Annotated in this window: 24 protein-coding genes; 5 read left to right on the top strand and 19 right to left on the bottom strand. The window is 62.0% G+C overall.

Translation table 11 applies throughout. The annotated features are described in order from the left end of the window. Positions 1 to 329 precede the first annotated feature (329 nt). Positions 330 to 2,483: a type I secretion system permease/ATPase gene (locus A9179_RS06540; protein WP_316851850.1), complete on the top strand. Its 2,154-nt coding sequence runs from the start codon at positions 330 to 332 to the stop codon at positions 2,481 to 2,483. Further along, positions 2,476 to 3,837: an HlyD family type I secretion periplasmic adaptor subunit gene (locus A9179_RS06545; RefSeq protein WP_187805023.1), complete on the top strand. Its 1,362-nt coding sequence runs from the start codon at positions 2,476 to 2,478 to the stop codon at positions 3,835 to 3,837. The genes A9179_RS06540 and A9179_RS06545 overlap by 8 nt, the downstream gene beginning before the upstream one ends. Positions 3,838 to 4,407: 570 nt before the next feature. On the opposite strand, the gene mmsB is transcribed toward A9179_RS06545, so the two are convergent. The 5 genes from mmsB to A9179_RS06570 form a co-directional block, all read right to left on the bottom strand. Next, positions 4,408 to 5,292: a 3-hydroxyisobutyrate dehydrogenase gene (gene mmsB / locus A9179_RS06550; protein ID WP_187805024.1), complete on the bottom strand. Its 885-nt coding sequence runs from the start codon at positions 5,290 to 5,292 to the stop codon at positions 4,408 to 4,410. Positions 5,293 to 5,393: 101 nt separating this feature from the next. Continuing rightward, entirely contained in the window at positions 5,394 to 6,497 is a 1,104-nt protein-coding gene (locus A9179_RS06555) for an enoyl-CoA hydratase/isomerase family protein (RefSeq protein ID WP_187805025.1), read from the bottom strand. 90 nt (positions 6,498 to 6,587) lie between these two features. Next, positions 6,588 to 7,406: an enoyl-CoA hydratase gene (locus tag A9179_RS06560; RefSeq protein WP_187805026.1), complete on the bottom strand. Its 819-nt coding sequence runs from the start codon at positions 7,404 to 7,406 to the stop codon at positions 6,588 to 6,590. Positions 7,407 to 7,526: 120 nt separating this feature from the next. After that, positions 7,527 to 8,690, bottom strand: a complete 1,164-nt coding sequence (locus A9179_RS06565; RefSeq protein ID WP_187805027.1) for an acyl-CoA dehydrogenase family protein — start codon at positions 8,688 to 8,690, stop codon at positions 7,527 to 7,529. Positions 8,691 to 8,763: 73 nt separating this feature from the next. Continuing rightward, a complete protein-coding gene (locus A9179_RS06570) occupies positions 8,764 to 10,257 on the bottom strand; it encodes a CoA-acylating methylmalonate-semialdehyde dehydrogenase (protein ID WP_187805028.1) in 1,494 nt (497 codons plus the stop codon). A gap of 101 nt (positions 10,258 to 10,358) precedes the next feature. Between A9179_RS06570 and A9179_RS06575 the strand changes: the two genes are divergently transcribed. Together A9179_RS06575 and ampC are read left to right on the top strand one after the other, a co-directional pair. After that, entirely contained in the window at positions 10,359 to 11,258 is a 900-nt protein-coding gene (locus tag A9179_RS06575) for an AraC family transcriptional regulator (protein ID WP_223123177.1), read from the top strand. Positions 11,259 to 11,335: 77 nt separating this feature from the next. After that, positions 11,336 to 12,484 carry a class C beta-lactamase gene (gene ampC, locus A9179_RS06580; protein ID WP_187805029.1) on the top strand — a complete coding sequence of 383 codons (1,149 nt, stop codon included), beginning with the start codon at positions 11,336 to 11,338 and terminating at the stop codon, positions 12,482 to 12,484. A 436-nt stretch (positions 12,485 to 12,920) separates the two neighbouring features. Here ampC and A9179_RS06585 read toward each other — a convergent pair whose 3' ends face one another. The 11 genes from A9179_RS06585 to A9179_RS06630 all read right to left on the bottom strand — a co-directional run bounded on the left by A9179_RS06585 (position 12,921) and on the right by A9179_RS06630 (position 20,260). After that, the gene (locus A9179_RS06585; protein ID WP_187805030.1) at positions 12,921 to 13,814 is read right to left on the bottom strand and encodes a hypothetical protein; all 894 of its coding nucleotides are present in this window, start codon (positions 13,812 to 13,814) and stop codon (positions 12,921 to 12,923) included. An 82-nt stretch (positions 13,815 to 13,896) separates the two neighbouring features. Next, positions 13,897 to 14,124 (bottom strand): hypothetical protein, encoded by a 228-nt coding sequence (locus tag A9179_RS06590; protein ID WP_187805031.1) that lies wholly within the window; start codon positions 14,122 to 14,124, stop codon positions 13,897 to 13,899. Between the two features lie 625 nt (positions 14,125 to 14,749). Further along, positions 14,750 to 15,577, bottom strand: a complete 828-nt coding sequence (locus A9179_RS06595; RefSeq protein WP_187805032.1) for a S1 family peptidase — start codon at positions 15,575 to 15,577, stop codon at positions 14,750 to 14,752. 78 nt (positions 15,578 to 15,655) lie between these two features. After that, on the bottom strand, positions 15,656 to 16,027 hold the full coding sequence (locus tag A9179_RS06600) for a hypothetical protein (RefSeq protein WP_187805033.1): 372 nt from the start codon (positions 16,025 to 16,027) through the stop codon (positions 15,656 to 15,658). Between the two features lie 91 nt (positions 16,028 to 16,118). Beyond that, positions 16,119 to 16,379, bottom strand: coding sequence for a hypothetical protein (locus tag A9179_RS06605; RefSeq protein ID WP_187805034.1), 261 nt, complete (start codon positions 16,377 to 16,379; stop codon positions 16,119 to 16,121). A gap of 118 nt (positions 16,380 to 16,497) precedes the next feature. Continuing rightward, complete coding sequence (locus A9179_RS06610; protein WP_187805035.1) at positions 16,498 to 17,037, bottom strand: hypothetical protein; 540 nt, start codon at positions 17,035 to 17,037, stop codon at positions 16,498 to 16,500. A 575-nt stretch (positions 17,038 to 17,612) separates the two neighbouring features. Beyond that, positions 17,613 to 18,302 (bottom strand): hypothetical protein, encoded by a 690-nt coding sequence (locus tag A9179_RS06615; RefSeq protein WP_187805036.1) that lies wholly within the window; start codon positions 18,300 to 18,302, stop codon positions 17,613 to 17,615. Between the two features lie 89 nt (positions 18,303 to 18,391). Further along, entirely contained in the window at positions 18,392 to 18,694 is a 303-nt protein-coding gene (locus A9179_RS23160) for a DUF6980 family protein (protein WP_394354718.1), read from the bottom strand. Between the two features lie 116 nt (positions 18,695 to 18,810). Next, positions 18,811 to 19,002 (bottom strand): hypothetical protein, encoded by a 192-nt coding sequence (locus tag A9179_RS06620; protein ID WP_187805037.1) that lies wholly within the window; start codon positions 19,000 to 19,002, stop codon positions 18,811 to 18,813. A 90-nt stretch (positions 19,003 to 19,092) separates the two neighbouring features. Further along, positions 19,093 to 19,503: a hypothetical protein gene (locus tag A9179_RS06625; RefSeq protein WP_187805038.1), complete on the bottom strand. Its 411-nt coding sequence runs from the start codon at positions 19,501 to 19,503 to the stop codon at positions 19,093 to 19,095. 343 nt (positions 19,504 to 19,846) lie between these two features. After that, positions 19,847 to 20,260 carry a PaaI family thioesterase gene (locus tag A9179_RS06630; RefSeq protein ID WP_187805039.1) on the bottom strand — a complete coding sequence of 138 codons (414 nt, stop codon included), beginning with the start codon at positions 20,258 to 20,260 and terminating at the stop codon, positions 19,847 to 19,849. Positions 20,261 to 20,470: 210 nt separating this feature from the next. Here A9179_RS06630 and ung point away from each other — a divergent pair, with 210 nt between their 5' ends. Beyond that, positions 20,471 to 21,169 carry a uracil-DNA glycosylase gene (gene ung / locus A9179_RS06635; protein ID WP_187805040.1) on the top strand — a complete coding sequence of 233 codons (699 nt, stop codon included), beginning with the start codon at positions 20,471 to 20,473 and terminating at the stop codon, positions 21,167 to 21,169. On the opposite strand, the gene A9179_RS06640 is transcribed toward ung, so the two are convergent. From A9179_RS06640 to A9179_RS06650, 3 genes are all read right to left on the bottom strand, one after another. Then, complete coding sequence (locus tag A9179_RS06640) at positions 21,129 to 22,013, bottom strand: DUF6279 family lipoprotein (RefSeq protein ID WP_187805041.1); 885 nt, start codon at positions 22,011 to 22,013, stop codon at positions 21,129 to 21,131. The genes ung and A9179_RS06640 overlap by 41 nt on opposite strands. Positions 22,014 to 22,139: 126 nt before the next feature. Further along, a complete protein-coding gene (locus A9179_RS06645) occupies positions 22,140 to 23,162 on the bottom strand; it encodes an AbrB family transcriptional regulator (RefSeq protein ID WP_187805042.1) in 1,023 nt (340 codons plus the stop codon). Beyond that, the gene (locus A9179_RS06650; RefSeq protein ID WP_187805043.1) at positions 23,155 to 24,663 is read right to left on the bottom strand and encodes a tripartite tricarboxylate transporter permease; all 1,509 of its coding nucleotides are present in this window, start codon (positions 24,661 to 24,663) and stop codon (positions 23,155 to 23,157) included. The genes A9179_RS06645 and A9179_RS06650 overlap by 8 nt, the downstream gene beginning before the upstream one ends. Position 24,664: the final 1 nt, after the last annotated feature.

Below are 24,664 nucleotides of genomic sequence, written 5' to 3' on the forward strand. Positions count from 1 at the left end.
ATATTGCCGGCGGATCTGAGACTCTCCGATCAACGGTCATGTGGCCTTTGTGAAAAAGCCACAGGCCACGGCTGGCGCGGCTGACCAGTCGGTCATCGTGGTCTTGTGCAAGTCGTTGGAATTTAAAGAAAACGTCGTTTTTCGGCGTTTTCAGGGCGGTCGCCGAGGCAGCAGCGGGTAAAGCCGCTGAGCCGAAGCGGACGCCGACGAGCGCGATGCGGGCCAGGATGGCGCGCCAGCCGCAACAGGGAAGCAAGGGCAGGGGGAGGCGGCGCCGAGGATCGCGACAGCCCGCCGGATGGATCTGACAAGAGCTGAGAGTGTCCGCCGTGACGACCGAAAGCAGCCTGGCCACACCCTTGGGCGACCTGCGCGCCCTGCATGACGACCCCCTGCTGGACAGCCTGCTGGCGCTCTGTGCGCTGCATCGGCGCCCCGCCAGCCGGGCCCTGCTGAGCGCCGGCCTGCCGCTGCCGGCCCAGCGCCTGAGCGCCGACCTGCTGCCGCGCGCGGCGGCACGCGCCGGCCTGCAGGGGCGCTGGCTGCGCCGCAGCCTGGAGCAGATCCCGGCCATCGCCCTGCCGGCCCTGCTGCTGCTCAAGGACGGGCGCAGCGTGATCCTGCTGGGGCGCCAGGGGGCGCAGCTGCGCCTGCTGCTCAGCGAGAGCGAGGGCGGCGAAGTCTGTGTGGATCCGGCCATCCTGGCCGAGGACTACAGCGGCGAGGTGTTCTTCGCCCAGCCGCGGCACCAGTTCGACCTCGACCGCGAGAGCCTGATTCCGCGTACCCGCTCCTGGTTCCGCGACACCCTCAGGCGCTCGCGCTGGCTGTATATCGATGCCCTGGCGGCCAGCGTGCTGATCAACCTGATCGGCCTGTTCGCGCCATTCTTCGTGATGAACGTGTACGACCGGGTGGTGCCCAACCAGGCCCTGGCGACCCTCTGGGTACTGGCCGTCGGCATCGGTGGCGCCTACCTGTTCGACCTGCTGCTCAAGACCATGCGCGGGCTGTGCCTCGACCTGGCCGGCAAGAAGACCGACCTGATCATTTCCGCCAGCCTGTTCGAGCGCATCGCCGGCATGGCCATGAAATACCGCCCGGCGCGGATCGGCAGCTTCGCCCAGCACATTCACGAGTTTCAGGTGCTGCGCGACTTCCTCGCCTCGCTGACCCTGACCAGCCTGATCGACCTGCCGTTCACCCTGCTGGTGCTGCTGGTGATCGCCCTGCTCGGTGGTCACCTGGTGTGGATTCCGCTGCTGGCCTTCCCGCTGGCCCTGGGCATCGGCTGGCTGCTGCAGAAGCCCCTGGCCGAGAGCATGGAGCGCAGCATGGCGCTGTCTGCCGAGCGCCAGTCCGGGCTGATCGAAACCCTGGCCGGGCTCGACGCGGTGAAGGTCAACAACGCCGAGAGCGAGCGCCAGTACCAGTGGGAACAGACCATCGGCACCCTCGGCCGTCTGGAGCTGCGCACGCGCCTGCTGTCGAGCCTGGCGCTGAACATCACCGGGCTGATCCAGCAGTTGGCCGGGGTGCTGATGATCATCGTCGGCGTGCACCTGATCATCGCCGGCGACCTCAGCATGGGCGGCCTGGTGGCCTGCTACATGCTCAACAGTCGCGCCCTCGGCCCGCTCGGCCAGCTCTCCGGCCTGCTCACCCGCTACCAGCAGGCGCGGGTGAGCATGCACGGCATCGACCAGATGATGGCGCTGCCGCAGGAGCGCGAGCCCCAGGAGCGGCCGCTGACCCGCGCGCGGCTGCAGGGCGCCATCGAGTGCCGGCAGCTGGACTTCGCCTACCCGCAGCAGCAGAACGCCGCGCTGAAGAATATCGATCTGCTTATCCGCCCCGGCGAGAAGGTCGGCATCATCGGCCGCAGCGGCTCGGGCAAGAGTTCCCTGGCGCGCCTGCTGGTGGGCCTGTACCAGGCCGACGCTGGCAACCTGCTGGTGGATGGCGTGGACATCCGCCAGCTGGATGTCAGCGACCTGCGCCACAACATCGGCTACGTGCCGCAGGACATCCAGCTGTTCAGCGGCAGCCTGCGCGACAACCTGCTGTGCGGCGCGCGCTACGTCGATGACCAGCGCATGCAGCTGGCCGCCGAGCTGGCCGGGGTGCACGAGTTCGCCCGCCTGCACCCGCAGGGCTACGAGCTGGCGGTGGGCGAGCGCGGCCAGCAGCTTTCCGGTGGCCAGCGGCAGAACGTCGCCCTGGCCCGTGCGCTGCTGCTCGATCCGCCGATCCTGCTGCTCGACGAGCCCACCAGTGCCATGGACAACACCGGCGAGGAACGCCTCAAGCAGCGCCTAGCTACGGTGATCGCCGACAAGACCCTGCTGCTGGTGACCCACCGCACCTCGCTGCTCAGCCTGGTGGATCGCCTGGTGATCATCGACCGCGGGCGGATCGTCGCCGACGGGCCCAAGGCCGAAGTCATGGATGCACTGAAGAAGGGGAGGATCGCCGGTGTCTGATGTCCTGTTCGGTGCGCAGCTACGCGCCTATTTCAAGGGCCGCGAGGCCCTGGCCGGGCAGCCCCTGCCGGAAGTGCGCAAGGCGCTGATCGAGGATGCGCCGCGCCTGGTGCGGCTGACCATCTGGGTGCTGGTGGGATTTTTCCTGTTCGCCCTGCTGTGGGCGCACTTCGCGGTGATCGACGAGGTCACCCGCGGCGACGGCAAGGCCATCCCCTCGTCCAAGCTGCAGAAGATCCAGAACCTCGAGGGCGGCATAGTCGCCGAGCTGTTCGTCCGCGAGGGCCAGGTGGTCGAGGTGGGCGCGCCGCTGTTGCGCCTGGACGATACGCGCTTCGCCTCCAATGTCGGCGAGACCGAGGCCGATCGCCTGGCCCTGGTGCTGCGCACCGAGCGCCTGGGGGCGGAGGTCGAGGGGCGTGAGCTGGTGTTGCCGGCGAAGGCTGTCGAGGCCGTGCCGCACCTGGCGGCCAGCGAGCAGGCGCTGTTCGAGAGTCGCCGCCAGCAGTTGCGCAACGAAGTCGGTGGCCTGGAGGAACAGCTGGTGCAGCGCCAGCAGGAGCTGCGCGAGTTCACCGCCAAGCGCGACCAGTACGGCCGCAGCCTGGGCCTGCTGCAGCAGGAAATCGCCATGTCCGAGCCGCTGGTGGCCAAGGGTGCCATGTCCCAGGTCGAGCTGCTGCGTCTGCGCCGTTCCGAAGTGGAGAACCGCGGCCAGCTGGATGCCACGCGCCTGGCGATTCCGCGTGCCGAGTCGGCGATCAAGGAGATGCAGCGCAAGATCGACGAGACCCAGGGGCGCTTTCGCAGCGAGGCGCTGACCGAGCTCAACGAGGCGCGCACCGAGCTGAGCAAGATCCAGGCGACCGGCAAGGCCCTGGAGGATCGGGTCAACCGCACCCTGGTCACCTCGCCGGTGCGTGGCATCGTCAAGCAGCTGCTGGTCAATACCATCGGCGGGGTGATCCAGCCGGGCAGCGACCTGGTGGAGATTGTGCCGCTGGACGACACCCTGCTGGTGGAGGCGCGCATCCGCCCGCAGGACATCGCCTTCCTCCATCCCGGCCAGCCGGCGGTGGTCAAGTTCACCGCCTACGACTACACCATCTACGGCGGCCTGCAGGCCAAGCTGGAGCAGATCGGCGCCGACACCATCACCGACGAGGAAGGCAACAGCTTCTACCTGATCCAGCTGCGCACCGACAAAAGCCACCTGGGCAGCGTCGAGCATCCGCTGCTGATCATCCCCGGCATGGTCGCCTCGGTGGACATCATCACCGGCAAGAAGAGCGTGCTCAGCTACCTGCTCAAGCCGATCCTGCGGGCCCGCTCGGAGGCGCTGCGCGAGCGTTGATGCAGGCCCCGTTGTAGGGGCCTGGGTGGGCGAGCCGTTAGCCGCACACGGTAGTCGTCTGGACTGGATTCCCGCCTGCGCGGGAATGACGAGTAAACCCGGTGCCGTGCTCTATTGCCGTCATTCCCGCGTAGGCGGGAATCCAGCCCGGCAGCGAGATCAGCCGGCATGCTCTGGTAGGGCGGGTGTAACCCGCGTTGCCTGTGCCGCGGATTGCACCCGCCCTACGACTCAGCACCGCTTGGTTCTCCTCGTCATTCCCGCGCAGGCGGGAATCCAGCCCGGCAGCGAAATCAGCCGGCATGCCCTGGTAGGGCGGGTGCAACCCGCGTTGCTTTTGTGCCGCGGATTGCACCCGCCCTACGACTCAGCACCGCTTGGTTCTCCTCGTCGTTCCCGCGCAGGCGGGAATCCAGCCCAGCAGCGAGATCAGCCGGCATGCCCTTGGTAGGGTGGGTGCAACCCGCGTTGCTTTTGTGCCGCGGATTGCATCCGCCCTACGACTCAGCACCGCTTGGTTCTCCTCGTCATTCCCGCGCAGGCGGGAATCCAGTGGTTGGCGGCAGCGGCCTATTCGACAAACAGCTTCTGCACTGCCGAGAAGTCCAGCTTGCCATTGCCCTGTTTGAGCAACAGACGGTACAGCTGCAGGGCCAGGGCGCCCATCGGCGTGCTGCTGGCGGTGGCCTGGGCGGCCTCCTGGGCCAGGCCGAGATCCTTGGCCATCAGCTCGGCCATAAAGCCGCCGCTGTAACCCTTGCTGGCCGGCGCGTTTTCCATCACCCCGGGCCAGGGGTTGTACTTCTCCAGCGTCCAGTTGCCGCCGGAGCTCTGCCGCATGATCTCCGCCAGCACCGCCGGATCGAGGCCGCTGGCCACGCCCAGGGCCATGGCCTCGGCGGTGCCGATCATCTGCACGGCGAGTAGTTGGTTGTTGCACACCTTGGCCACCTGGCCGGCGCCATCCGGGCCGGCGTGGAAGATGTTCTTGCCCATCGCGGCGAGGATCGGCCGGGCCTTTTCCAGGGCCTCCGCCTTGCCGCCGACCATGAAGGTCAGGGTGCCGGCGGCGGCGCCGGCGGTGCCGCCCGATACCGGCGCATCGAGCATGCCGATGCCGCGGGCGGCGGCTGCCGCGTGCACCTTGCGTGCCGCGTCCGGGGCGATGGTCGAGCATTCCAGCACCAGGCTGCCGGGGACTATCTGGGCGAGCAGGCCGCCATCGCCCAGGTACAGCCCTTCGACATGCCGGCTGGCCGGCAGCATGCTGATCACCACCGTGGCATCGCGCACCGCATCGGCGGCGCTGCTGGCCGGGCTGGCGCCTTCGGCCACCAGTTCGTCGACGGCAGCCTGCACCAGGTCGAAGACTTTGAGGCGTTGGCCGGCCTTGAGCAGGTTGCGGGCCATGGGCAGGCCCATGTGGCCGAGGCCGATAAAGGCGATCTGGGTCATTGTTGTTGTTCTCCTCGTATGTCCTCGTTTGTAGGAGCGAGCTCTGCTCGCGAAGCGGGCAGTGCCGGGGACATTCGCGAGCAGAGCTCGCTCCTACAGGGTTAGAGATCGGCCAGCGGGTGCGGGCCTTCCCACAGCGGCGCGAAGTGCGCCTCGATCACCGCTGCGGGAATGCTTGCCACGTCTGCCCAGTGCCACTTCGGCGCCTGATCCTTGTCGATCAGGCGGGCGCGCACGCCTTCGGGAAATTCCGGGTGGCGGCAGCAGTTCAGGCTCATCGCATATTCCATGCGGAATACTTCGCCCAGCGACAGGTGCCTGGCGCGCTGGATCTGCTCCCAGACCAGATGCGCGGTGAGCGGGCAGCCCTCGGCCAGGGTCTTGGCGGCGCGTGCCAGGGGCAGGTCGCTGTCGCCCTGCAGAGTGCTGAGGGCGTGCCAGGCGCCGGGCAGGTCGGCGACGTCGAGCAGCCCATCGATGCGCTCGCGGCGCGGCAGCCACTGGGCCTGCGGCAGGTCGGCGCGGGCGTCCTGTTCCAGGGCGCGCAGCAGGCTGGTGAGCTGGGCCGGAGCCTGCTCCTGCCAGTTCATCTGCACCAGGCCTGCGAGCAGCAGTTCCTGCTGGTCGTCGCGCAGGAAGCGGTCGGCCAGGTTGAGGTCGAGGGCGTCGCGGGCGTTGATGCCGCTGGCCGTCAGGCCGAGGAACAGGCCGAGCCTGCCCGGCAGGCGGGCGAGGAACCAGCTGCCGCCGACATCCGGGTACAGGCCGATGTTGATCTCCGGCATGCCCAGGCGGCTGCTCGGCGTGACGATGCGCACGCTGGCGCCCTGCATCAGCCCCATGCCGCCGCCCAGCACATGGCCGTGGGCCCAGCACAGCAGCGGTTTCGGGTAGCTGTGGATGAGGTGGTCGAGGCGGTATTCGTCGGCGAAGAAACGCCGCGCCAGGGGGGGCACCTCGCCGGGATGCTCGCGGCATTGCTGCACTAGCTGCACCACGTCGCCGCCGGCGCAGAAGGCCTTGGGCCCGTTGCCGCGCAGCAGCACACAGGCGATGGTCGGATCGGCGGCCCAGGCGCGCAGGCGGGCATCCAGCGCCTCGATCATCGGCAGGGTCAGGGCGTTGAGGCTCTTCTCCGCATCCAGGCTGGCGATGCCGATGCGGTAGCCGTGCAGGCCGGGGCGTTCTTCGAAATGCACATTCATGAGGGCAACCTTGCTCATGTTGGTAGGAGCGAGCTCTGCTCGCGAATCAGACGGTGCCGACTTGTTCGCGAGCAGAGCTCGCTCCTACGGTTATTTATTGCGCCACTGGGCGTCGCGTTTCTCGAGGAAGGCATTGACCCCTTCGCGGGTGTCGTCGGCGTCGAACAGGTCGACGAAGCGCTCGCGCTCTTCCGGCAGCCAGGTATTCGGCCCGCGCTGGCGGGCGCCCTGAATCAGCGGCTTGATGGTGCGCACCGCCACCGGGCTCTGCCGCGCCACCTTGGCCGCCAGCAGCAGGGCGGTGCCACGGGCTTCGCCGCTGTCCACCACCTGCTCGACCAGGCCGATGCGCAGGGCGGTTTCGGCGTCGAGGCGCTCGCCGCAGAGGATCATGCGCTTGGCCCAGCCTTCACCGACCAGCCAGGGCAGGTGCTGGGTGCCGCCGGCGCAGGGCAGCAGACCTACGGTGGCTTCCGGCAGGGCCATCTGCGCCTGGCGCTCGGCGATGCGGATATCGCAGGCCAGCGCGCACTCCAGGCCGCCGCCCATGGCGTAGCCGTTGATCGCGGCAATCGATACGCCGCGGAAATCGCGCAGGGCCTCGAAGGCTTCACCGAAGCGCCGTGCCATCTCGCGGGCGCGGGCCTTGTCACCGTCGGCGAATAGGTTGAGGTCGGCACCGGCGCTGAAGAACTTGCTGCCCTGGCCAGTCACCACCAGGGCGTAGATGTCGTCGTCGCGGTTGAGGTGCTCGACCAGCTGCTTGAGGCCGATCAGCGAGTCGCGATCCCAGGTGTTGGCCGGCGGGTGGTTGAGGGTGATCAGCGCGGTGTGGCCGTGCTTCTCCACGGTGATCTTGTGGGTCAGGTCGAAAACCCCGGGTTTGTAGGCTTCGATGGCAGTGGTCATGAATGATCCTCGTATGTGGTGCTCCCTCTCCCTTTGGGAGAGGGCTGGGGTGAGGGTGCCCGGGGCGACTCCGCCCCTCCCCCCCGGCCCCTCTCCCGGAGGGAGAGGGGAGTCATAAGGCTACAACAGGCGATCAAGCATGCCGCCCTGTTCCAGCAGGCGGCGGGCGATGATCACCCGCATGATCTCGTTGGTGCCTTCGAGTATCTGGTGCACCCGGCTGTCGCGCACCCAGCGCTCCAGCGGGTAGTCGTTGAGGTAGCCGTAGCCGCCGTGCAGCTGCAGCGCCTCGTTGCACAGGGTGAAGCAGTGGTCGGTGGCGAAGCGCTTGGCCATGGCGCAGTACAGGCTGGCCTCGGCGTGGGCGTGATCGAGCTTGTGCGCGGCCAGGCGCACCATCTGCCGGCTGGCGGTGAGGTCGGTGAGCATGTCGGCCAGCTTGAACTGCAGGGCCTGGAATTCGCTGAGCGCCTTGCCGAACTGCTTGCGCTCCTCGACGTAGCGCAGGCTCTGTTCCAGCGCCGCCTGGGCCGCGCCCAGCGAGCAGCTGGCGATATTGATGCGGCCGCCGTCCAGGCCCTTCATGGCATAGACGAAGCCCTGGCCTTCCGGGCCGATGCGATTGCCGGCCGGGATGCGCACGTTCTCGAAGGTGATGGTGCGGGTCGGCTGGGCGCGCCAGCCCATCTTCAGTTCGTTGCGCCCGTACTTCACCCCCGGTGCATCGCCCGGCACCAGGAAGCAGGACACGCCCTTGGCGCCGTCCTCGCCGGTGCGCGCCATGACGATCAATACGTCCGTACTGCCAGCACCGGAGATAAAGCACTTGCTGCCATCCAGCACGTACTCGTCGCCGTCGCGCTTGGCGCGGGTGCGCAGGCGTGCGGCGTCGGAGCCGGCGTCCGGTTCGGTCAGGCAGTAGGAAGCCAGCAGCTCGCCACTGGTCAAACGCGGCAGCCAGGCCTCCTTGAGCGCGGCATCGCCGAACGAGGCAAGCATCCACGAGGCCATGTTGTGGATGGTCAGGAACGCCGTGGTGGCGATGCAGCCGGCGGACAGTTGCTCGAAGATCAGCGAGCTGGACAGCCGCGACAGGCCCAGGCCGCCGTCTTCTTCCTTGATGTACAGGGCCAGGTAGCCCTGGGCGGCCGCACGCTTGATCACCTCGACCGGGAAGTGATGATCGCGATCCCAGTCCGCGGCATGGGGTGCCAGCTCGCGCGCGGCAAAGGCGCCGGCGCTGTGCACCAGCAGGCGTTGTTCGTCGCTCAGTTCAAAATCCATAGCCAATCCTCAGCGGGGAAGGGGTGTTCCCTGGCAGGCAAGCAGGCCGGCGGGTAGCCAGCCTGCTGCGGGTTCATTTCAGTTGAATGGTCATGTTCGGGCCAGTCACTGGCGTGTCGTCGAACCAGCGGCTGGTGACCGTCTTGGTCTCGGTGTAGAAGCGCACCGCCTGCTTGCCGTAGGCGTGCAGGTCGCCATAGAACGAGCCCTTCCAGCCGGTGAAGGAAAAGAACGGCAGCGGCACCGGAATCGGCACGTTGATGCCCACCTGGCCGACTTCCACCGCGTGCTGGTAGTGCCGCGCGGCACCGCCGGAGCGGGTGAAGATGCTGGTGCCGTTGCCGTAGGGGCTGGCGTTGACCAGCTCGATGGCCTGCTCCAGGGTGTCGACCTCCATGCACACCAGCACCGGGCCGAAGATTTCTTCGCGGTACAGGCCCATCTTGGTGGTCACGCCGCGGAACAGGGTCGGCCCCAGCCAGTTGCCGTTGGGGTAGCCCGGCACCTCACAGTGCGAGCCGTCGACCAGGCACTGCGCGCCTTCGGCCTTGCCCTCGGCGATCAGGCGCAGCACGCGCTGGCGTGCCTGCTGGCTGATCAGCGGGCCGTAGGCGGCGCTCGGGTCTTTCCAGTAGCCGGGCTTGAGCTCGGCGATCTGCGCCGCCAGCTCATCGATCCAGGCTTTCGATTCGCCGACGAATACCGCCACGCTGATCGCCATGCAGCGCTGCCCAGCTGCGCCGCAGCTGGCGCCGAGCAGGTTGCTGATGACCTGGTCCTTGGGCGCGTCGGGCATGATCACCATATGGTTCTTGGCCCCGGCGAAGGCCTGCACGCGTTTCAGGTGCTGGGTGCCGGTGCGGTAGATGTGCTGGCCCACCGGCACCGAACCGACGAAGGAAATGGCGCGCACATCCTCGTGTACCAGCAGGGCATCGACCACCTCGCGGCCGCCATGCAGCACCTGCAGCACGCCCTTGGGCGCGCCGGCCTCGATAAACAGCTCGGCCAGGCGGTTGGGGGTCAGCGGATCCTGTTCGGACGGCTTGAGGATGAAGGTGTTGCCGCAGGCGATGGCCAGCGGAAACATCCACAGCGGGATCATTGCCGGGAAGTTGAACGGGGTGATGCCGACGCACACGCCGAGCGGCTGGATATAGCTGGCGGTGTCGATCTCGCGGGCGACGTTCTCGACCGTCTCGCCCATCATCAGGCTGCAGATATTGGCCGCGTGCTCGGCCACCTCAATGCCGCGCCAGACATCGCCCTTGGCGTCGGCGAAGGTCTTGCCGGTTTCCCCCGCGAGGATCTCGGCCAATTCGTCGTGGTGTTCCTTGAGCAGATGCTGGTAGCGCAGCATCAGCCGCGCGCGCTCTGGCACCGGTACTTCGCGCCAGGCGAGGAAGGCGCTCTTGGCGCTGGCGATGGCCGCCTCGATCTCGTCGGTAGTGGCCTTGGGCGCCAGGGCCAGGACTTCCTGAGTGGCCGGGTCGGTCACTTCGATCAGTTCGCGGGAATGGCTGGTCTGCCACTCGCCGGCAATCAGTTGGGGGATCACGCGGGCCATCAGGTTTCTCCTGAATCTACTTTTTGTGCCCTTGTTATAGCCACTGCCCGACAGCTTGTGGATTGACGATCTTGTCGCCGGGATGGACGATCTTGGTATTCATGATCGAGAGCCTGCCTGTGAATACCGCAGTGGAAACCTCCAACTGGCCGTTGCCGGCCAACGGCCTGCGCTTTATCACCCCGCCGCGCCTGCGTCGCCTGCTGGCGCGCCAGCCGCTAGCTGCGGGCTGCTTTCCATTGGCCCTGGGGTTCTACCCGGAGGCGGCCGGGCACCGCATGCAGCGCCAGCAGCCGGACGACCATCTGCTGATCTACTGCCGTGCCGGACGCGGCTGGCTGGAAACCGAGGATGGACGATTGGAGGTTGGCGGTGGCGATCTGCTGCTCTTGCCCAAGGGCCAGGCCCACACCTACGGCGCCGATGCCGAACGGCCCTGGACGCTGTATTGGGTGCATTTCGACGGCAGCCTGTGCGACGACTTCCTGCGCCTGCTCGGCCCGGCGCGCCTGCGCCGCATCGGCGTGCAACCGCGCCTGCTGGCCGACTTCGATGCGCTGCTCGGCCTGCATCGCCAAGGCCTCAACCTGCCGCACTTCATCCATGCCGCGCACCAGCTGCAAGCCCTGCTCAGCTCCCTGGCGGTGCTGCCGGCGCGGGCCAAGCTCAAGTCCGGGCGAGTGCTGGACGTGGACGCGGTGCAGGCGGTGATGCGCGCGCACCTGCATGACAACCTCAACCTCGACGAGCTGGCGGCGCAGTTCAAGCTGTCACGCTTCCATTTCGCCAAGACCTACCGCGCGCTGACCGGCCATGCGCCGATCCAGGACTTCATCAACCTGAAGATGGCCCACGCCTGCCGCCTGCTCGACCAGGGCTCGTTGGAAGTGCGGCAGATCGGCGAGCAACTGGGCTACGACGACCCCTATTACTTCTCGCGCCTGTTCCGGAAGGTGGTGGGCATGGCGCCCAGCCATTATCGGGCGCTGCATCAGGGGTGATGGCGTCGCGCAGGGTTGGGGGCGGGGGAGCCGAGGTGGTAATTTCGGCTCCCGCTCAAGCGCACCGAGGAAGTCCTATGTACCCAAGCGCAAAGCTGTGTGCCGCGCTACTACTGCTGGCCGGCAGCCGCTTGGCGCTGGCCGATAACGCTGCGGCGGCCATCGATGCGCTGGTGCAGAGCGCTGCGGCAGAGACGATGCAGCAGCACCAGATCCCCGGCCTGGCCATCGCGCTCAGCGTCAATGGCCAGTCGCACTACTACAACTACGGTGTGGCCTCCCGGCAGACCGGGCAGGCGGTGAGCAGCGATACCCTGTTCGAGATCGGCTCGGTCAGCAAGACCTTCACCGTTACCCTGGCCGCATACGCCCAGGCCAAGGGTCAGCTGTCGTTGTCCGACCAGGTCGGCAAGCACCTGCCCGAGCTGCAGGGCAGCCCGTTTGCCGAGGTGACGCTGGTCAACCTGGCGACCCATACCGCCGGCGGTTTTCCCCTCCAGGTGCCGGAGGCGGTACACGACAACGCCCAGCTGCTGGACTACCTCAAGGCTTGGCAGCCGCAGTACTCCGCAGGCAGCCAGCGTACCTACGCCAACCCGAGCATCGGCATGCTCGGCGTGATCGCGGCCAAGAGCCTGCACCTGCCCTATGCCGAGGCGCTGGAGCGGCAGCTGTTTCCCGCCCTGGGCATGCCCAACAGCTACCTGCGGGTGCCGGCGAACAGGCAGGCGCTCTATGCCCAGGGCTACAGCAAGGACGATGCGCCGGCCAGGCTGAATCCCGGGGTGCTGGCCGACGAGGCCTATGGGGTGAAGACCAGCGCCAGGGATCTGCTGCATTTCGTCGAGGCCCAGCTGGGCCACACCGAGCTGCAGCCGCAACTGGCACAAGCGCTACGCGCTACCCGTACCGGCTACTTCACCCTGGGGGCTATGACCCAGGATCTGATCTGGGAGCAGTACCGCTACCCGGTCGCGCTGGAGGCACTGCTGCAGGGCAACTCCAGCCAGGTGGCCTACCAGAGCCATGCGGTCAACCCGCTGCAGCCGCCGTTGCCGGCGCAGGACGCGGTGTGGGTCAACAAGACCGGCTCGACCAATGGCTTTGGCGCCTATGTGGCGTTCGTGCCGGCCAGGCAGATCGGCATCGTGCTGCTGGCCAACCGCAACTACCCCAACGAAGCCCGGGTGCGTCTGGCTTACCGGATACTCAGCGCATTGGAGTGAGGGGCTTTAAGGCCTGGGGCCGCACTGGCCGACAATTGGCACAAATGCTCCATCTGCTCGGGCCATTACTGCATTCGTACCGGCCCCAGTTGCGCCTGCAGGGCCGGGCGGCGAGCAGGTATTACCGGGCATTGCGCTGAGGGTAGAGTTGCCGCAGGAGGGCTGGAGCGGGACAGATAACGGCCAGGTGGGCACTAGTGTTTACCGGGCTCCATGGCCTTGACGCCAAAGGATGCAGCTAGCCCAAGACTTGCCTACGAAGTACACGCTAGGAACCGGTTTGTTACGACCGCCTGCCCGGTGCAACCTCTGAGAAAGGCCCAATTGCAATTACTTGAGCATCTAGACCCTGGCTGTGCTCCAAATACCTAACGATTAAGCTAACAGGCGAGCAAAAGCGTAGCTTTTGCGAGTCCAGTGAGCGACTTGTTATAGGTCATATGTCATCAAGGTGTCTTCCAATGAACTCGGCGGAAGACATCCACGCTTGCTTGATTTCCCCTGAGTCAGGGTCTTTGTACCATGCACTGTTCCAACTATTAGAAAAGCTCCACTCCCAAGAAACGCGCTTGCCTTTCACATAGTCCGTCTTGGTTGTTGGGAAAATTCGGTAGAATGTTTTTGCCCCGCTAGGTGAAGAGCTTTTTAGTATCACGCCCTTTCCGATTTCAAAGATGCTCTTGCACTCAGGGTCTGAGTAGATGGCAACTCCTGGGTTATGTATCCAATTAGCTTCGCGGGGTAGCGAGTAAAGAGACTTTAAAATAGAGACCCCGGAGTCTATTGCGCTCAGAATGTTTCCGTCGTCTGCTGTGCCCCCATGAATAAGCTTGTTGCGTGTTTCCCAGAATAATTTGAGGCTGCTAGGGACGTGCCGAGGGAAGCTATAATGTGAATCAAGCTCTGATATTGCCTGCATTAATGAAATGTTTTTTCTTCCATCAAGAAGCCCCAGGCATGCCATTGTGTGCCTGGTTTCTCTTTCAATTTCTGCAGCTAGCAATAATAGAGCCGCCTTGGGAGATCTGGCCGCCTCTTGTATTATAGATTTTATTGTTTCTTCTTCTCTGCTGGCAGCTGCATTTTCGGTTGCTGTGGTTGGTTGCTGCTTGCTTGGAATTTCGGAAACTTCCTTCGACAGAATATTTGCAGATTCGTGAAGTTTATTTAAGGATTCACTCAGCTCCACTTCTTGCCCTAAGAATGTGCCTTTTTTGATTCTTGCTATTGCGCTTGAAATGTCCTTTCTAAATAGAAATATGGCCGAGAATGCGAAGATCGGCCAAAGAAGCGCTGATATTGAGTTTAGGATTTCGGCAACATACTTCATTTGTGTGCTGACCTATAACGATTAAGCTAAGGGGCGGCGGAACGCCGTCCCAGCGAACGAAGTGAGCGCTTTGAGCGCATTGTTAGGAGACTGCATGCGCGAGCTCCGATTGTTTGATTTCTACATCGAAACCGGATTCCAGCTCCAGAATAAATGTTGGTTCTGGGCTGAGAGATATAAGAGAAGCTAGCGAGCCTTTGCTGCCGGCGTGCGCGCCACTTACGACAAGCACGAAATCATTATGCTGATAGGCCACACCAGAAATTGGTGTATGGCTAAGGAACGCTTGATTGAGCTGCACAGACTCCACAAAAGCTCCTAACGATTAAGCTAAGGGGCCGGCTTCGCCGGTCCCAGCGAACGGAGTGAGCGCTTTGAGCGCATTGTTAGCCGACATGTTGCACATGCCATTGCTGTATGTCGCTAAGAAACTGTTCTTGTGCTGCAGGTTCTAGGAAGGCTCTAGCTGGGATTATGAGAGCATTTCCATTGGTTCCGGTTATAACAATATTGCCTGCTTCCGTTTGGATGGAGGCTACCTCGGCCCAAGTGCGAGATCCAGAGTGTTTACCAATTTGAGTATGCCAGCCTTCTCGCCCTACAGTGAGAGTACGCTCCTTGCTCTTGAATGTAAGCTGGGGGTAGACCGCCATTACTATGGTTGTTAGTGGAAGAGTGGTAGCAAAGTAGAGCGCTAGAGTACTAAGGCTCGGATGGGCAAAGCTGGATTTTGCCAAACATAAACTGAGAACAGCGGCCAGCAGGATATGCACGCGCCATAACTTGGCTCTCCATGCTTGCCAGTACCAATGCCAAACTTCGGTGCGGGATGAGCTATAGCGAATTGTATGATTCATGGCGGCTAACGTTGGACGTAACCGGCCTGCGCAGGCGGTGCGGAGCTCCGCTTGCGCAGGTCCGCGTTGACGGACTTGTTAGGTATTGCCACCAACCACCGCCAAATAGTTGCTTAAACACTCAATCACGGTTGAGTCATTGAACACGATACCCAAATCGATCATCTGCTGAACTTCGGCGATTGCTACTTGAGCAGTTGGAACTTCCTTGATCTTGATGTCACCTTGTTCTGTGCGTTGAAATACCTGAGCCAATATGCCCAAGAAAAACGCGCGGCTCCCTGCATAAAGATTGCCGGCCTTGTCGGGGTAGCTACCCGCGTAATAGATAAATACAGGACTACCGCTTGAGCCGGGAAAAACTGACGCATCGATTAGAAACTTTGGCTCACCTTGAAACGGAACATAGTAGGGGGTTGCGGTAATTCCCTTTCGAACAACAGGAAGCAGATTCTTTGAATCCCAGATGCCACTGGGGTATCCAATAAAGACAACATCCTCGACTGGGCCAATGTATTTTTCGATGTCCTCAGCCTTTGGACTAGTCTCATTAACGATATTCTTCCAGAGCACCTGATTACCGGCTGCCTCAAGGTCTGTAATTATTTTCGAGATGTTCATTGCGGCGACATCGACAGCCGCAGACGGGTGCCCAATGAAGTTTGCTTCATTGAATGGAATTGTGTAGCCCTCGCCTGGGACAACGACCTTTTCGCCGTCTTTGATAACAGCTTTTCGGAGAACAAAATTTCCTGCTACTACACCGGCAACCACATGTTTGTTAGTCACGACAAATAGTCGTTCCTTGTGCATGTAGAGAAATCCGGTTCCCACAGAGGTGCCAGCTTTAGTAGCACCTTCTAAGCGGACGGTCAGATACAACAACTGTTCAGCGAGAGATTCCATAGCAATACCTAACGTTTGGTTAAGGGGCCGGCTTTAGCCGGTCCCGCAGTGAGCGAAGCGAACGACTTGAACCAATTGTTAGAGGGCATGCACCAACGCCGCTGTGTCGAATGCAAGAAAGTCGCCAGACTCTAAATCCTCGTAAGTACAGGCCGTTCCGTCGTAGCAGTAATTTCCGTGTTGAAATTCTGTGTGTACACGCAGAGAGCCAGTGGTTGATTTTAATGACTTTGGCGGCGCCGAAAATGAGAGAACAATAATGTTTCGTGGGTCGTTGCGAAGAATGCTGCTGGGGCGATTGCCAGCTAAAAACTCAGAGATAGCTATTTTTTGAAGCTGAGCAGAGAGCTGTGACCAGAATTCATTGGCCTCAGTATTTCCAAGATCGCTTCCATCCCATGCAATTTCGGTTACGGATACTGTGGTTGGCCCGAGTTGCTGCACTGCCATGTGCTGACCTCTAACGATTAAGCTAACGGGCGGCCAAAAGCGCAGCTTTTGGACGTCCAGCGAACGGAGTGAGCGGCAGTTGAGCGCATTGTTAGGCACCAGCTTTGTTGTTGGAGTGCTTGAAGGCTTTGACGCTGAAGTACAGAAGGACCATCGAAAGGATACCGGTTAAGACCCAAAGTACAGACGCAAATGAAGCCCAGCGGCAACGCAGATTGTCGTGAAAGAACGAGAACTGTGCGTTGCACTCGATTGCTGCAAGGCTACTTGAAGAAAACACCCAAAACAGGCAGTACCAAGAGGCCAGAAAGGTCAGCACTGACAGAGCTAACAGAATGATTCCCTTCGTCATGCCTTACTCCTACCTATTGGTGCCTAACGTTTGGCTAAGGGGCCGGCTTCGCCGGTCCCGAGTGAGCGGAGCGAACGACTTGAGCCATTTGTTAGGCTATCCAGTTTAACTATTGCTGTTATCTGACTTGGCTCAAGCTCTTGCGCAGCTGCCCATCTTTTGGTTGAAGCGGCAAAAAATTAATCTTTCCATAGCCAGATTGAATTATGGTCTCAATAATTACTCCAGATGGAGGGTGGGTTGTTTCGCCTAGAACAAAAACATCATAAAGTGCGTTTGGAGGCTGATAAAAGTAAATAATTGCATCTTGGGCGTGATTATTTGGAAGGTACACCCCTCCTTTTATTTGAAGTCCTGCGCCTATTGTTCCGCCACATTCAGTCGTCAGTAACTCAGATGAAACAGGAGTTTTGGGGCCTATGTAGAAGATGCCATTTTTGTCTTGGAATTCTGCTATATAGTTGCCTGGCGCGAGAGAGTATTTAATGCGTGGCTTACACATGCCACCGTACTGCGCTGTGTAAGTGTAAGGTCGATCAATACTTATAGTAATGTCTTCTGGAGTCGGCTGCAGGCTTTTAGGGTCTATCTCTGTGGCGCAACCAGTGATGGTGCAGATAATAACTGCTAAAAATATTTTTTCCTGTAGAGGTTTCATGCGTTTCCAGTTAAATGTTGTTTGCCTAACGATTAAGCTAAGGGGCGACGGAACGCCGTCCCAGCGAACAAAGTGAGCGCTTTGAGCGCATTGTTAGATACCACCTTGCACCGCCGAAAGTAGCTCACTCTTGCTTGCTATGGATGGAGTGTTTACCCCGCACAGTATGTGCCCGACATCAATTCCATAAGGGGCGTTTAGAGCCTGCTCCAATGTAGTTCCGGCTACCGTAACTTCTTCTAATTGGTGTACCCCGATGCACTGATAGGTGGTGAGATCGCCGGGGCCATCATGATTTGAGTCACTGAATCCTTCCACCATGCCAAAGGCCCTCTCACAGGCGGCCTCCGGGCTCTGAGCCGAGAAGAGCTGGGCACAAAGGTAATGAACGCTAGAGTGCTTAAGGACAGTCTTTTGTGATGGATCGGAGAACCAAAGATTCTCCTCGCGAAGGACGAAGTGAGCAACGAACAAGCGCACTCGGAATCTCCAGTGGTACCTAACGTTTGGTTAAGGGGCCGGCTTTAGCCGGTCCCGAGTGAGCGAAGCGAACGACTTGAACCGCTTGTTAGGCATCAGGTGTCGACCTTGGTAAATCGATTAAGGAAATCGAGCGAGTTGACATATTTTTGTGCGGCTTCTGGTGGCGATTTTTTTTGCATGGTTTCTAGAGCTTTGCGGTATGGGTTCTTTCCGTTCACTGTGCCGTTGTTGAACGCGAACGCATACAAATATTCGGCCTCAGCTTTCCTGAGGATTTTCCGGTCGGAGACCTTTCGATAATGAGCCCTTTGCTCTAAAGGCAAGTCGTCTTTCAATTTTTCTTCAACGCTTGGCGCTAAACAAAAACCAACCCAGTCGAGGGCCTCACCGTACCGGTGGGCTTCGATAAGTGCTGGGCCTACGAATACGTTCTGTTTGGCCTGCGAGTAGAGCTTGCCGTGGCTGATGCACCCTCGAACAGGAATATTCTTTAAGATAAGCAACTGAAAGAATATTCTTGCAGCACTCTCTACATGTGCAAAGTCCTGCAGACTGTCAGAGCGCGAGTAGATGATGAAAGTATCTGAGAACCACGAGTTAAGCAGCCCAGCCTCACTCTTGCCAAATTTACAGGCCTTGCGCATCTGCTCAAGTGCCTCGGAGTAAATAGGTAAGACTTCTTCAATAACGCTCGTACTAACGAGATTTGTGAAGCCTAGTAGGTCTAAGTAGGCGAACCATCGGTCGCGATATCGAAGTGGTCGATAGATGAGCTCGGTCATGGATTTGCCTAACGATTAAGCTAACGGGCGGCCAAAAGCGCAGCTTTTGGACGTCCAGCGAACGAAGTGAGCGACAGTTGAGCGCATTGTTAGGCGCGATACCACTCACCGCTTTTATATTTTTCAGGTATCTCTTGCTCAGATGGATTTTCATATCCGAGCTTTTCTAGCTCATCGAACCATTGGTCACGCTTTGATTCAGGTAGTCTTGAGCCGCACCAGGGACAAAATTTGATCGTGATTGAAGATGTGCCACCATCATGAATAACTATCCCGTACTCATTGAATTTATCAGAGTACTTGATTAGGTGGTCTGGGCATTCAAATACACCAGTATGAAGATCACACCTGTGATTTACCTGGCTTTTCATTTGCCCACAGCAGTGATTCATATAGTGCCTAACGATTAAGCTAACGGGCGGCTAAAAGCGCAGCTTTTGGACGTCCAGCGAACGGACGTGAGCGATAGTTGAGCGCATTGTTAGGCTGCAACACATTGGGTGTAGGCTCATAACCATACCTCTCCGTTGTGGTCTTTTTCCTTGAGTTTCTTCAGAAGAAGCTCAGCTTGCTCTTTGCTCTTGCAAGCGACCATGAATCTGTTTTTTCCAGATTTATGATTCCAAACAGCAAAGTGTCCAGCTTTGGCGATGATGATTTCACATTCGCCTAGATTGTCTGGTATTTGAATCCTGGCCATCTTTGCTGCCTAACGATTAAGCTAACGGGCAGACAAAAGCGCAGCTTTTGGCTGTCCAGCGAACGAAGTGAGCGGCAGTTGAGCGCATTGTTAGGGGCACTCGATCTTTATGAGTTTTGCTAGCTCAACATTGTGCCTAACCGCAAAAGCTTGTGCGGATGGCTGTAAGTTTACAATTTCATTTGTACATAAATAGTCAGAGGTGCCAGGCATTGGCTTGGAGTAGCCTGCGGACATTGCACAGTTAGCCAGCTCTGGCGAGATGCCAACAATTTGTGCGCCGTAGCCATGCACAGCAAAAAAGCGTGGCCTTTCAAATGCAGACTCTTTCTTTGCTATCTCCTCCGGGTTTTCCTTAAGGAGGAGGCGCAGCTCTGCGAGCGTGGGTTCTTGCGGAGCGCATTCATCGGAAAATGCTGGCAAGCTGAGTATCAGGAGAGCTGCGATTGCTGAAAGTATGCGGATGGGCATGTTTTCCCTAACTATAAGTAGACGACACATGTGGGGTAATTTTTTACGCCACTTGTGTCGTATAACGTTCCTTGTCCATGCGTAACCTACTGAGCCCATTGGGTTGGGCGCTGAAACGCGACAATCGGCAATGGGGTAGACGCGACAAGACCTGCCTCGAGGCTACGTAATCGGTTGCAGTGTGTCTATGGAGACTCTGCCGCGTATCAGCTCCTGGCTTTGAGGTTTGCTGATAACGCAACACACGGAGTTCTGCGTGGGGTGAGGAGTGTGTTGCAGATGAAGTAAAGCCACAGCTCTAGCGCAGCGAATTCAGAAAACGCTGGGAAAGCTGCCGCTCAGTAGCAATTCTCAGCAAGAACCAATGCCGGGCTCAGACCCGTGCAATAGTCGCCAGCCCCGTCGCCACCAGCTTCTCCGCCCCATCCTTGACCGCAAACACATCGGCCCGGCACACGGCCTGGCGCTGGCCGGCCTTGAGCACTTCGCTGCGGCACACCAGGCGTTCGCCCAGAGCCGGGGCCAGCAGGTTGAGCTTGTACTCGCTGGTGACCACGTCGCCGACCATCGAGGCGGCGGCCCAGGCGCAGCCGCTGTCGACCATGAAGCCGACCACCGCGCCGTGCATGTAGCCGTGGTGCTGGCACAGATCCGGGCGGCTGCGTACCTGCAGGCTGACCTTGCCCGGTTCGAAATCGAGCAGTTCGGCGCCCAGCAGCTGGGCGAAGGTGGAGTGTTGCAGGGCCTGTTCCAGGCGCTCGCGGCTGATACCGGTGGCTGTGCTCATGCTGGCTGCTCCGCTGGGTGAGACTTGCAGTCTTGTCCCGCCTGGCGGGAGCGGCAATCTGCATCCAGGGGCGTGATGGCGCGGCATCAGGTTGTTGCGTAGGGCGGGTGTAACCCGCGAGGGACAAGACGCGGGAGTGGTCTGCCAACCTTGACTTGCCCCTGTGCCTTCCCTAGCGTGCCGTCTTTGTTTTTAGCGCAGGAACATCCCATGAGTGTCGACGACCGCATCAAACTCGAACCGGGCTGGAAGGAAGCCCTGCGCGAGGAGTTCGACAAGCCCTACATGACCGCCCTGGGCGAGTTCCTGCGCAGCGAGAAGGCCGCCGGCAAGGTGATCTTCCCGCCGGGGCCGATGATCTTCAATGCGCTGAACTCCACGCCGCTGGAGCAGGTCAAGGTGGTGATCATCGGACAGGATCCCTACCACGGCCCGGGCCAGGCCCACGGCCTGTGCTTCTCGGTGCAGCCGGGGGTGCCGGCGCCGCCCTCGCTGGTGAATATCTTCAAGGAACTGCAGCGCGACCTGAATATCGACATTCCGGCCCACGGTTGTCTGCAGAGCTGGGCCGAGCAGGGCGTATTGCTGCTCAATACCTCGCTGACCGTGGAGCAGGCCAATGCCGGCTCCCATGCCGACAAGGGCTGGCAGCCGTTCACCGACAAGGTGATCGAGGCGGTCAATGCGCGCCCGGGCAACCTGGTGTTCCTGCTCTGGGGCGCCCATGCGCAGAGCAAGCAGAAGCTGATCGACAGCACTCGCCACCTGGTGCTGAAGTCGGCGCATCCGTCGCCACTGTCGGCCTACCGTGGCTTCCTCGGCAACGGCCACTTCAGCCGCACCAACAAGTACCTGGAGCAGTGCGGCCTCACTCCGATCGACTGGCGACTGCCGGCTCTGCAGGGCTGACACAAGCCAGGCCGTCGAGGTCTTCGCGCAGCTGCCCAAGGCGCTGCTGCAGGCGCTGGCGCTGCTTGGCGTCGGCGCTGTTGATCAGGCCGGCGAACAACTCGGCCAGCGCCGTCTGCGAGCGCTCGAACTGCTCGCGATAGGCTGGCGTCCAGAACTCCGTGCGTTGTTGCAGCAGGTGCTGCAGGCGCTGGGCGAAGTCAGCGCCGCGGCGGTCGTCCACCGTTGCGGCAAAGGCTTGCTGCCAGCGCGCGCGGTTGTCGAACCAGTCCTGATTGTTCAGTTCCGGCTGCTGCGCCCAGTGTGCGAGCAGCGCCTGCTGCTGTTCCGATAGCTTGCCGAACCAGGGCTGCAGACGTTCCTGCATGCGCTCCTGGCGCTCGGCGATCTGCTGCTCGGGTGGCGGGTCGAGGAAGTCCTCGCGCAGTTGCTGGTCTTCCTCGGCCATGCGCTGCCTGAGGTGCTGCACCTGCAGCGGGCTGAGGCCGCCGAGCAGCTCGCTGAGGGTCGGGGTGAACTGGATGAAGACGGCATCGAGGGCCTGGCGGAACTGGTCGAATTGCGCCGCGAACTGCTCCGGCTCGACCTGCGCCTGGCCGGCCAGCTCTTCGCTGCGCTGCAGCCAGGCCGAGTAGGCCGGCAGCTGTGTGCTGCAGTGCCAGCGCAAGTGCTGCTGCAGGCGCGGCTTGAGCCAGCGCTTCTGCTGGCTGCTGAGGTCGAGGTAGTCGTCGAGCGACCAGCTGATCAGCCAATCCAGGTGGCGATAGCCCAGATCCAGGCGGCTGCAGGCGCCCAGCAGCAGGCACAGACAGAACAGGGCGATAAGGTGGCGGCGCAGGGGCATGGCGGGACTCGCGCATGGGCTGTAGGCAAGAAGATAGAACAGCTGTGTGGCAGTAAGGTTCAGCCAGACACACGCGCTAAAAAAAGACCCGCACAAGGCGGGCCAAACGTGGTGCGGGGAAGTGTTTCAGCCGCTGCTGCGCCTGAGCCACCAGCGGAAGGCCGGTTCGGCGAGAAACAGCACGCAGAGCAGGCGCAACACCTGCAGCGCGGTGACCAGCGGTACCGAGAGCGCCAGGGCCTCGGCGGTCAGGCTCAGTTCGGCGATGCCGCCGGGCATCATGCCGAGCATCAGCGAGCGATGATCGAGCGCGCTGAACCAGCCCAGCGCTTCGGCCGCCAGGGCGGCAGCGAGCATGCCCAGGCTGGTGGCCAGCAAAACGCGGGCAGCGAAGGCCGGCGCATGGCGCAGAAAGCTGCGCTCGAAGTGGCAACCCAGGGCGCTGCCGATCAGCCACTGGCCGATCTGGCTGGAGCCCTGCGGCAGGCTCAGGTCGAGATCGAACAGCACGCAGCAGACGGCGCTGAACAGGATCGGCCCGAGCAGCCAGGGGTTGGGTTGGCGCAGCCGTTGCCAGAGCAGGGCGAACAGTGCACCGCCCACCAGCAACAGGGCCAGCCAGCGCCAGTCGAGCGCGCCGCCCTGATGCTCGACGGGCAGGGGGCCGGCGACCAGCCACTGGAACAGCGCCGGCACGCTGAGTACCACCAGCAGCAGGCGCAGGCTCTGCCCGGCGGCCACCTGGCTGCTGAGCGCGCCGTTGCGTTGGCCTAGGTTGACCATTTCGCTGGCGCCGCCGGGCATGCTGGCGAAGAACGCGGTGGCGCGGTCGGCGCCGCCTTGGCGCAGCAGGCCGATGCCGATCAAGCAGGTAAGGCTGGTGGCCAGGGCGCCTGCGAGGATCAGCCCGCCATGGCTGGCGATCTGTTCCAGCACCGCCGGGCTGAAGTGCAGGCCGATGCCGGTGCCGACCAGCCACTGCCCGGCCTTGCGCGCGCCGGGCACTTCGCCGAGATCGAGGCCGGCCAGGCAGCGCAGCAGGATCACCGCCAGCAAGGAGCCGACCATCCACGGCAGCGGCCAGCCGACCAGGCTGGCCAGCCAGCCACCGGCGGCGCCGACCAGTGGCGTCAGTAGCCAGTTAGGCATGCGCGGCCCGCAGCGAGCGGCGCTTGCGCAGCCAGCGCAGGCCGGGCAGGGCCAGCATCAGCGCGGCCAGGCCCCACAGCGCCATGCTGATCGGGCTGTGCCAGAGGATCGCCAGATCCCCATTGCTGATCGACAGGGCGCGGCGCAGGTTGGACTCCATCAGTTCGCCGAGGACGAAGCCGAGGATCAGCGACGACAGCGGGAAATCCATCTTGCGCAGCAGGTAGCCGAACACGCCGAGGCCGATCATCAGCACCAGGTCGAAGGTGGTGCTGTGCACCGCGTAGACCCCGACCAGGCTGACGATGGTGATGGCCGGCACCAGGATCCAGCTCGGCACGCTGAGCATGCGGGCGAACAGGCCGACCAGCGGGATGTTCATCACCAGCAGGATGACGTTGCCGATGAACAGCGAGGCGATTAGGCCCCAGACCACGTCCGGTTGCTGCTCGAACAGCAGCGGGCCGGGGGTGATGTTGTACAGGGTCAGGGCGCCGATCATCACCGCCGTGGTGCCCGAGCCGGGTACGCCGAGGGTCAGCATGGGGATCAGCGAGCCACAGGCCGAGGCGTTGTTGGCCGCTTCCGGTGCCGCCACGCCGCGCAGGTCGCCTTCGCCGAAGCGGCCTTTGTCGCCGGCCATGCGCTTCTCGCTCATGTAGGTGATGGCGCTGGCGATGGTCGCCCCGGCGCCCGGCAGCACGCCGATGACGAAGCCGGCCAGGGAGCTGCGCACCGTGCTCCACCAGGTGAAGGCGAACTCCTTGGCGTTGAACAGCATGCGTCCGCTGGCTTTCACCGCCTGCTGGCCAGTGCTGGTGTGCTCCAGCATCAGCAGCACTTCGCTGACGCTGAACAGGCCGATCACCACGATGACGAACTGGATGCCATCGGACAGGCCGATGCTGTCGAAGGTGAAGCGGTACACGCCGGTGGTGGCATCTACCCCGACCGTGGCCAGGCCCAGGCCGATCAGCGCGGCGAGCAGGGTCTTCACCGGTTTGTCACCGACCATGCCGCCCAGGCAGGCGATGGCGAACACCATCAGCATGAAGTACTCGGCCGGGCCGAAGGCCACCGCCCAGTTGGCCAGGATCGGCGCGAACAATACGACGCCGATGGTGGCGATGGTGCTGCCGATGAATGAGCTCATCGCCGACAGCGACAGGGCGATGCCGGCCTTGCCCTGGCGCGCCATGGGGTAGCCGTCGAGGGTGGTCATGATGGCCGCGGCATCGCCCGGCACATTGAGCAGGATCGCCGAGATGCGCCCGCCGTACTCGCAGCCGAGGTACACGGCGGCCAGCAGGATCAGCGCGGTTTCCGGCGGCAGGCCGAGGGCGAAGGCCAGCGGCAGCAGGATAGCCACGCCGTTGATCGGGCCCAGGCCCGGCAGCAGGCCGACCACGGTGCCGACGAAGGCGCCGAACAGCGCCACCAGCAGGTTGACCGGGCGGGTGGCGACGTCGAAGCCCTGCAGCAAGAAATTCAGCGTTTCCATC

The organism is Pseudomonas alcaligenes, assembly GCF_014490745.1.
Lineage (GTDB): Bacteria > Pseudomonadota > Gammaproteobacteria > Pseudomonadales > Pseudomonadaceae > Aquipseudomonas > Aquipseudomonas alcaligenes_C.